At 59.0% G+C, this 8,103-nt stretch carries 6 protein-coding genes and 1 pseudogene; 6 read left to right on the plus strand and 1 reads right to left on the minus strand.

The annotated features are described in order from the left end of the window. The first annotated feature begins 233 nt into the window (after nucleotides 1–233). The 6 genes from WLY71_RS28365 to WLY71_RS28390 all read left to right on the plus strand — a co-directional run bounded on the left by WLY71_RS28365 (nucleotide 234) and on the right by WLY71_RS28390 (nucleotide 7,181). Complete coding sequence (locus WLY71_RS28365) at nucleotides 234–1,115, plus strand: esterase/lipase family protein (RefSeq protein ID WP_347806200.1); 882 nt, start codon at nucleotides 234–236, stop codon at nucleotides 1,113–1,115. A 108-nt stretch (nucleotides 1,116–1,223) separates the two neighbouring features. Next, the gene (locus WLY71_RS28370; protein WP_046048458.1) at nucleotides 1,224–1,505 is read left to right on the plus strand and encodes a peptidylprolyl isomerase; all 282 of its coding nucleotides are present in this window, start codon (nucleotides 1,224–1,226) and stop codon (nucleotides 1,503–1,505) included. 135 nt (nucleotides 1,506–1,640) lie between these two features. Next, nucleotides 1,641–3,509, plus strand: coding sequence for an extracellular solute-binding protein (locus tag WLY71_RS28375; RefSeq protein WP_347806201.1), 1,869 nt, complete (start codon nucleotides 1,641–1,643; stop codon nucleotides 3,507–3,509). Next, nucleotides 3,509–4,570 carry a microcin C ABC transporter permease YejB gene (locus WLY71_RS28380; RefSeq protein WP_347806202.1) on the plus strand — a complete coding sequence of 354 codons (1,062 nt, stop codon included), beginning with the start codon at nucleotides 3,509–3,511 and terminating at the stop codon, nucleotides 4,568–4,570. The genes WLY71_RS28375 and WLY71_RS28380 overlap by 1 nt, the downstream gene beginning before the upstream one ends. Next, on the plus strand, nucleotides 4,570–5,592 hold the full coding sequence (locus WLY71_RS28385) for an ABC transporter permease (RefSeq protein ID WP_347806203.1): 1,023 nt from the start codon (nucleotides 4,570–4,572) through the stop codon (nucleotides 5,590–5,592). The genes WLY71_RS28380 and WLY71_RS28385 overlap by 1 nt, the downstream gene beginning before the upstream one ends. Before the next feature lie 14 nt (nucleotides 5,593–5,606). Beyond that, entirely contained in the window at nucleotides 5,607–7,181 is a 1,575-nt protein-coding gene (locus WLY71_RS28390; protein ID WP_347806204.1) for an ABC transporter ATP-binding protein, read from the plus strand. 2 nt (nucleotides 7,182–7,183) lie between these two features. Here the strand turns inward: WLY71_RS28390 and WLY71_RS28395 are convergent. Then, a pseudogene (locus WLY71_RS28395) lies at nucleotides 7,184–8,103 on the minus strand (hypothetical protein); the annotation flags it as partial.

Below are 8,103 nucleotides of genomic sequence, written 5' to 3' on the forward strand. Positions count from 1 at the left end.
ATCAACAGGCAAAGGATGTTCCCGAAGTAGGCCATCGCAAGAAAACGCTCTGTTACAGATAAAAAGATGTCCAAATATTCCGAACAAGACCTCATCTACTTTCGAACTTTCGTACATTTTCTATTCCGTTTTCATCAGGTTACAGCGGCTTTTTCATACAACGCCGAACAGCTGGTGTGCTTTAGAGTGAGCCCATCAACACACCTCTGAACGACTGCGAAAAAGGAAAGAACATGCTACGGAATGCAACTACTCAGTATCCGATTCTGTTGGTCCACGGGCTCTTCGGCTTCGATCGCATCGGCAAGATCGAACTCTTTCATGACGTCAAGCAGGCCCTCAGGAGTGCAGGCGCAAGAGTGTTTATCCCGCACTTGTCGGCTACCCATAGCAATGAAGTTCGAGGCGACCAACTGCTGGCGCAGATAGAACGAGTACTGGAAGGAACCGGTGCGAACAAAGTCAACCTGATCGGCCACAGCCAAGGCGCACTCGCTGCACGTTACGCGGCAGCGACAGCGCCGGAGGTAATCGCTTCGGTGACATCCGTCAGTGGACCCAATCACGGCTCGGAACTGGCCGATTTCTTGCGCAAGGCGCTGACGCCCGGGCGCCTGCCGGAACACGTCGCCGCGACGGTTGCAACGTTGTTTGCAGACTTTCTGTCGTTGCTCAGCGGTCACCGTCACCTGCCGCAGAACGCCATCGCCGCTCTGAATGCCCTGACCACCGAAGGCGTAGGCGCGTTCAACGACAAGTACCCCCAAGGGTTGCCGAAAACCTGGGGTGGCAAGGGTCGCGAGCTGGTCGACGGCGTACGCTATTACTCCTGGAGCGGGACCTTGCAGGGCGACATTCTCGACAAAGGGCTCGATGCACTGAATCCGCTGCACGGGTTCCTCCGCGCCTTTTCCCACTACTTCACCACCGAACCCGAGCAGAACGATGGCCTGGTTGGCCGCTACAGCTCCCATTTGGGCAAAGTCATCCGGTCCGACTACCCGCTGGATCATCTGGACAGCCTCAGCCAGACCGCCGGTCCGCTGCGCAAGGGCATCGACCCGATTGCCCTGTATGTGCAACATGCGGAGCGTCTGAGAAATGCCGGCCTATAAAGGAAAACCGTACCGGCCTGCATAGTCTGTACGGAACTTTGAGAAGAAATAGACCACTGAATCCGGTAGGCTCCGCACTTTACTGAACATTGAAAGGAGTATTTCACCATGGCTAAAGCCACTGCCCGTCACATCCTCGTTGCCAGCGAAGCCAAGTGCAACGAATTGAAAGCCCAAATCGAAGGCGGCGCCGATTTCGCCGAAGTCGCCAAAGCCAACTCCACTTGCCCGTCCAGCCGCCAGGGCGGTGATCTGGGTTCGTTCGGTCCAGGCCAGATGGTCAAGGAATTCGACGCCGTGGTCTTCAGCGCACCGATCAACGTGGTGCAAGGCCCGGTCAAGACCCAGTTCGGTTACCACCTGCTGGAAGTGACCAGCCGTCAGGACTGATCAACCTTTAAGTTTTCTGCACAGCGGCCCACCTTTTGGTGGGCCGTTGTGTTTCAGTTACGTGATACGAGTGGCGAGGGACGCGCCGCTAGCGTACAAATTGTGGTTATTGACCACCCGGCTCTAAGGCTGACAATGCGACTGGCGTTCCCTACTTTATTGTTCACGGCCGTGGCCCTGTTGTTGAGCGCCACCGGTGTGATTGCAGCACCGCAACATGCGTTGACCGTGTACGGTGAACCGGCGAAGTATCCTGCCGGCTTTAGTCATTTTGCCTACACAAACCCGCAAGCCCCCAAGGGTGGCACGATGCGCCGCTCGGCCGTCGAAATCGGTCATTTCGATCATATGTTGCCCTACATCGATAAAGGCATTGGCGTCACACAGATCGACGGCCTGCTTTACTCGCCCCTCGCCCAGCGTTCGCTGGACGAGCCTTACACCGTATACGGCCTGGTGGCTTCGATGATGGAGCGCTCGGACGACGGTTTGTTCCTGCGCTTCTACCTGAACCCCAAGGCCCGTTTCGCGGACGGCAAACCGATCACGGCCGAAGACGTGCGCTACACCTTCGACCTGTTGATGACCCAGGGCAGCCTGCGTTATCGCACCCAATTTGCCGACGTCAAAGGCGTCGAAGTGGAATCACCTCTAACGGTTCGGTTCGACTTTAAAAGTAATGAAAACCGTACCCTTCCCCTTGATATCGCGACCTTGCCGGTGTTTCCCGAGCATTGGTGGAAGACTCGCGACTTCGCCAATGGTGGCGGTTACGAGCCACCTTTAGGCAGCGGCCCCTACAGGGTGAGCAAGGTCGACTCCGGTCGCAGCATCACCTTCGAGCGCAATGCCGATTGGTGGGGCAAGGATTTACCGGTCAGCCGCGGCCTCTACAACTTCGATCGTTTCAGCATCGAGTACTTCGGCGATACCGACGTCGCCCGTCAGGTCCTGCGCGGCGGAGCCTACGACTACAACCGAGAATTTTCCGCCACCGGTTACTCCATCGGCTACGACGGCCCGACCCTGAGTGACGGGCGACTGCAAAAGGCGCACCTGGCAACGCAAGCTCCCCAAACGGCTCAGGGCTTTGTGTTCAATCTGCAAAACCCGCTGTTCCAGGACCGTCGAGTGCGTCAGGCACTGGCCATGCTTTGGGATTTCGAGTGGAGCAACCGGCAGATGATGCGCGACATGTACATCCGCCAGCAGAGCTACTTTTCCAACACCGACCTCGCCGCCCGACACCTGCCGGACGCCGGCGAACTGGCGATTCTCGAACCGCTGCGCGGGCAGATCCCCGACGAGGTGTTCACCCAGGTTTTCCAGGCACCGAAAACCGATGGCAGTGGCGTGATACGCGACAAACAGTTGCAGGCACTCGATTTGCTCGAACAGGCTGGCTGGAAACCCGATGGTGATCAACTGGTCAACGCCGAAGGCAAGTCGTTGAGTTTCACTTTCCTGGTCAGCCAGAACGGCATGGACCGCTTGCTACTGCCTTATAAGCGCACCCTGAAACAGATCGGCATCGACATGAACATCCGCCGTATCGACTCGTCCCAATACGTGAATCGCCTGATGAGCCGCGACTACGACATGATCGTCACCGGCTACCCGGTGACGACTTCGCCCGGGGGTGAACTGCTCAATTACTTCGGCTCGGTCTCGGCCAACGACCCTGGCGCCAATAACTACATGGTCTTGAAAAATCCGGCGGTCGACACACTGATCGCCGGGCTGGTTCGCGCCACCACCCAACCCGAAATGCTGCACTACGCCCACGCGCTGGACCGGGTGCTGCAATGGAACTACTACTGGATTCCCAACTATTACCCGCCGGGCAGCTCCACCGTGTGGTGGAATCGTTTTGGCAGGCCCAACGAGCAAGCGAGCAATGACGAAGCCATCGAGAGCTGGTGGGAAATCAGCACCACGCCACTGACCAACCAACAGATGACCGCTGAGCAAATCAGCCGTGGCAAACCCGGAGGGCCGCACTGATGTGGGCTTACATACTGCGGCGTCTGCTGCTGATCATTCCGACGTTGGTGATCATTCTTCTGGTCAACTTCATCATCGTCCAAGCCGCGCCGGGCGGCCCGGTGGAACAGGCCATCGCGCAATTGCAAGGCATCGGCGGCGCGAGTGTCGGCGGCGGTTCCGGCGAACGCATGTCCGGCACCTCCCGATCCAGTCGCGGCCTCGACCCGCAACTGATCAAGGACATCGAAAAGCAATACGGCTTCGATAAGCCGGCGCACGAACGCCTGTGGCTGATGCTCACCAGTTACGCGCGCCTGGACTTCGGCAAGAGCTTTTTCCGCGGTGCCACCGTCACCGACCTGATCCTGGAAAAAATACCGGTGACCATTTCCCTCGGGCTCTGGGCGACGCTGATCACCTATCTGGTGTCGATTCCTTTGGGCATCCGCAAGGCCGTGCACCACGGCAGCCATTTCGATATCTGGAGCAGCACCGCGATCGTCATCGGCTACGCCATGCCGGCGTTCCTGTTCGCGATGTTCCTGATCGTGGTCTTCGCCGGTGGCACCTCGCTGAACTGGTTCCCGGTGCGCGGGCTGGTCTCGGACAACTTCGATTCATTATCGACCGTGGGCAAAATCGCCGATTACTTCTGGCACCTGGTATTGCCGGTGACAGCGCTGGTGATCGGCGGGTTCGCCACGCTGACCATTCTGACCAAGAACTCCTTCCTCAATGAAATCACGCGCCAGTACGTGGTCACCGCCCGCGCCAAGGGTCTGAGCGAACGCCGAGTGCTCTACGGTCACGTGTTTCGCAATGCCATGTTGCTGGTGGTCTCGGGGATTCCCCAGGCGTTCATCAGCGTATTTTTCGCCGGTTCCCTGCTGATCGAAGTGATTTTCTCTCTCGACGGCCTGGGTCGCATGAGCTACGAAGCCGCGGTGTCACGGGACTATCCGGTGGTATTCGGTTCGCTGTTCATCTTCACGCTGTTTGGTCTCTTGATAAAACTGGTCGGTGACCTCTGCTACACCCTCGTCGACCCGCGTATCGACTTCGCCGCGAGGAACGCCTGATGTTCAAGCTCTCACCGTTAGGTCGTCGTCGTTTTGAGCGTTTCAAGAAAAACCGTCGTGGCTGGTGGTCGCTGTGGCTGTTTGTCGGGCTGTTCCTGCTGACCCTCGGTGGCGAGCTCATCGCCAACGACAAACCGCTGATCGTCAGTTATCAGGGCTCGCTCTACTTCCCGGCCCTGAAGCGTCATACCGAGCAGGAATTTGGCGGGCAGCTGCCGTTCCAGGCGGACTACCGCAGCGATTATGTGGAGAAGCTGATTCACCAGGACGGTGGCTGGATGCTGTTCCCGCCAATCCCCTTCAGCGACGACACGCCGAACTATGACCTCAATCAACCCACGCCCAGCCCTCCGACGAAGGTCAACTGGCTGGGCACCGACGACCAGGCGCGGGACGTGTTGGCCCGAGTGATTTTCGGTGCGAGGGTGTCGATCCTGTTTGCCTTGATGCTGACCTTTGTCAGCGCACTGATCGGCATCGCGGCCGGCGCCCTGCAAGGCTACTACGGCGGCTGGGTCGACCTGATCGGTCAACGGTTGCTGGAGGTTTGGTCAGGGCTGCCGGTGCTGTACCTGCTGATCATCCTGTCGGGTTTCGTCGAGCCCAATTTCTGGTGGCTGTTGGGGATCATGGCGCTGTTTTCCTGGCTGGCCCTGGTGGACGTGGTGCGCGCGGAGTTTCTGCGCGGACGCAACCTGGAATACGTCAAAGCTGCGCGCGCGTTGGGCCTGACCGACCGTAAAGTCATCGTCCGGCATATTCTGCCCAACGCGATGAATGCGACCCTGAGCTACCTGCCGTTCATTCTGACCGGGGCAATCTCGACCCTCACGGCGCTGGACTTCCTCGGTTTCGGCATGCCGGCCGGCAGTGCCTCGCTGGGCGAGTTGATCGGTCAGGGCAAGCAGAATCTGCAAGCGCCGTGGCTGGGGCTGACGGCGTTTTTCACCCTGGCGCTGATTCTTTCTTTACTGGTGTTTATCGGGGAAGCGTTACGTGACGCTTTCGATCCGAGATCATGACGCGGACTGTTGATATGAGTAACAACCTGATCGAAATCCGTGACCTCTGCGTGGCCTTTAGCGGCCAGACCGTGGTGCGCAATCTGTGCCTGGACATCCGCCCCGGCGAATGCCTGGCGCTGGTGGGCGAGTCGGGCTGCGGCAAGTCGGTGACCGCTCACTCGATCCTGCAACTGCTGCCCGAGACCGGCACCGAAACCACGGGCAGTATTCGCTACCGTGGCCGGGAGCTGGTCGGCGCCCCGGCCAAGGTGTTGCGAGAACTGCGGGGTAACCGCATCGCGATGATCTTCCAGGAGCCCATGACCTCGCTCAACCCATTGCACAGCATCGAAAAGCAGATCGGCGAAACCCTGCTGCTGCACAAGGGCCTGGCCGGCAAAGCGGCGCAAGCGCGGATTCTCGAGTTGCTGCATCTGGTCGGCATTCAGAAGCCCAAAGAGCGGCTCAAGGCCTATCCCCATCAATTGTCCGGTGGCCAGCGGCAACGGGTGATGATCGCGATGGCGCTGGCCTGCGAACCGGAGTTGCTGATCGCCGACGAACCGACTACAGCGCTGGACGTGACAGTGCAGCGCAAGATCCTGCTGCTGCTCAAATCCCTGCAACAGCGACTCGGCATGTCGCTGCTGCTGATCAGCCACGACCTCAATCTGGTGCGCAGCATTGCCCAACGAGTCTGCGTGATGAAGGCCGGGGAAATCGTCGAGCAGGCACCTTGCGAGACGCTGTTTACCGAACCGAAACATCCTTACAGCTGCGTCTTGCTGAATGCCGAACCGGAAGGTGAAGCGCTGCCCCGGGACGAGCGCGAGAACGTGCTTGAGGTAGATGACTTGCGAGTGCAGTTCGCCCTCGGTGGCGGGCTGTTTCAGCGCAAGACCTACCTGAAGGCCGTGGACGGCATCAGCCTGAATATTCAGCGCGGCAAGACGCTGGGGATTGTGGGCGAATCCGGTTCCGGCAAGTCGACACTGGGTCAGGCGATCCTGCGTCTGCTCGATTCCGAAGGCAGCATTCGCTTTCAAGGTGAAGCGCTGGAGGGCCTGACGCAAAAACAGCTGCGGCCGTGGCGCAAGAAAATGCAGGTGGTGTTCCAGGACCCGTTCGGTAGCCTCAGCCCGCGAATGTCCGTGGCGCAGATCATCAGTGAAGGCCTTGAGGTGCATAGCCAGTTGACGGCTGACGAATGCAAAGCCGAAGTGATTCGGGCGCTGGAAGAAGTCGGCCTCGACCCGCAAAGTCGTCATCGCTACCCGCACGAGTTTTCCGGCGGCCAACGCCAACGCATCGCCATCGCCCGGGCGCTGGTGCTGAAACCGGCACTGATCCTGCTGGACGAACCGACCTCGGCGCTGGATCGCACGGTGCAAAAACAAGTGGTCGCCCTGCTCCGCCAACTTCAGGAAAAACACGGCCTGACTTACCTGTTCATCAGCCACGACCTGGCGGTGGTGCGCGCGCTGGCTCACGACATGATCGTGATCAAGGACGGCAAAGTGGTGGAAAGCGGTGCCAGCCACGACGTGTTTGAATCGCCGCAGCATCCGTATACCAAAGAGCTGTTGGCGGCGGCGCATCCGGGGTAGTCCTACTGCACGCCCTGCTCCAAAGGGTTGAAGACAAACACCTGCCCTGCGGCGGCACCGAGCGTCGCGCGCAGGATCGGTATATAGCGACCGGTCACCTGAAAATAGTCCTTCTGATCATACTGAGCGCCACTCAAACCACCTCCCGAAACAAACGCCTGCACGTTCCAGAAGAAGGCTTCAATGGGCAGTTGCGCAGGATTATTCTGGGGCCACGCAGCGACCATGAATTCATTCCAGCCGTAAAAGTCACCGCGATTCTGGCGCACGTCGATACTCAGTTGGAACTGCTGTGGATCCAGATCAAATGCACACGAAGCGTTGACGCGAGCACCGTACCTTGCCACCCACGCCTGGACACTGGTCACCCCCAATTCGCTGCAAAGTCCACCGTGTGTCCTGCAAACATCGTTGCTGCCACCTGTTCCGGCGTCGTAGGGGTAGGCACACCGTAAAAGCATGGGATTTCCGGCTGGAGCAGCCTGCTCACGGATGACAAACCCTTGGGATTTGTAGAATCTGATTACACCAGCGTCGGCGCGTAGGTAACTGAAAGAAGCACCGTTGCCCCGCACCGATCCCGGACTCGGATTCCACGAATGAAACGCCGTCGACTGATCCGTCGTCCGGATCAGTACCCCATTGCAATAAAACGCTGCCCGACCATCCCGACAGCTCGGTGACGTATCGGCATACCGTGCATTCAATCGGGCTGCCACCTGATACCCGACGTACAGTTGATCCGCCTGATTGAACCCAAACAGGCTCTGTTGTGCCTCATCGCGCTGCAACCGCAGGACCGGCAGCCACTCGCCGGTCGCCTGGAAGTACGCCAGTTGATCTCGTTGCGCCCCACGCAATGCGCCTGCTGTGCCCAAGTCATAGAACAGCGCGTGCAACGGTATTCGGGTCGGTGCCGCAT

The organism is Pseudomonas rossensis, assembly GCF_039888995.1.
Taxonomy (GTDB): Bacteria; Pseudomonadota; Gammaproteobacteria; order Pseudomonadales; family Pseudomonadaceae; genus Aquipseudomonas; species Aquipseudomonas rossensis.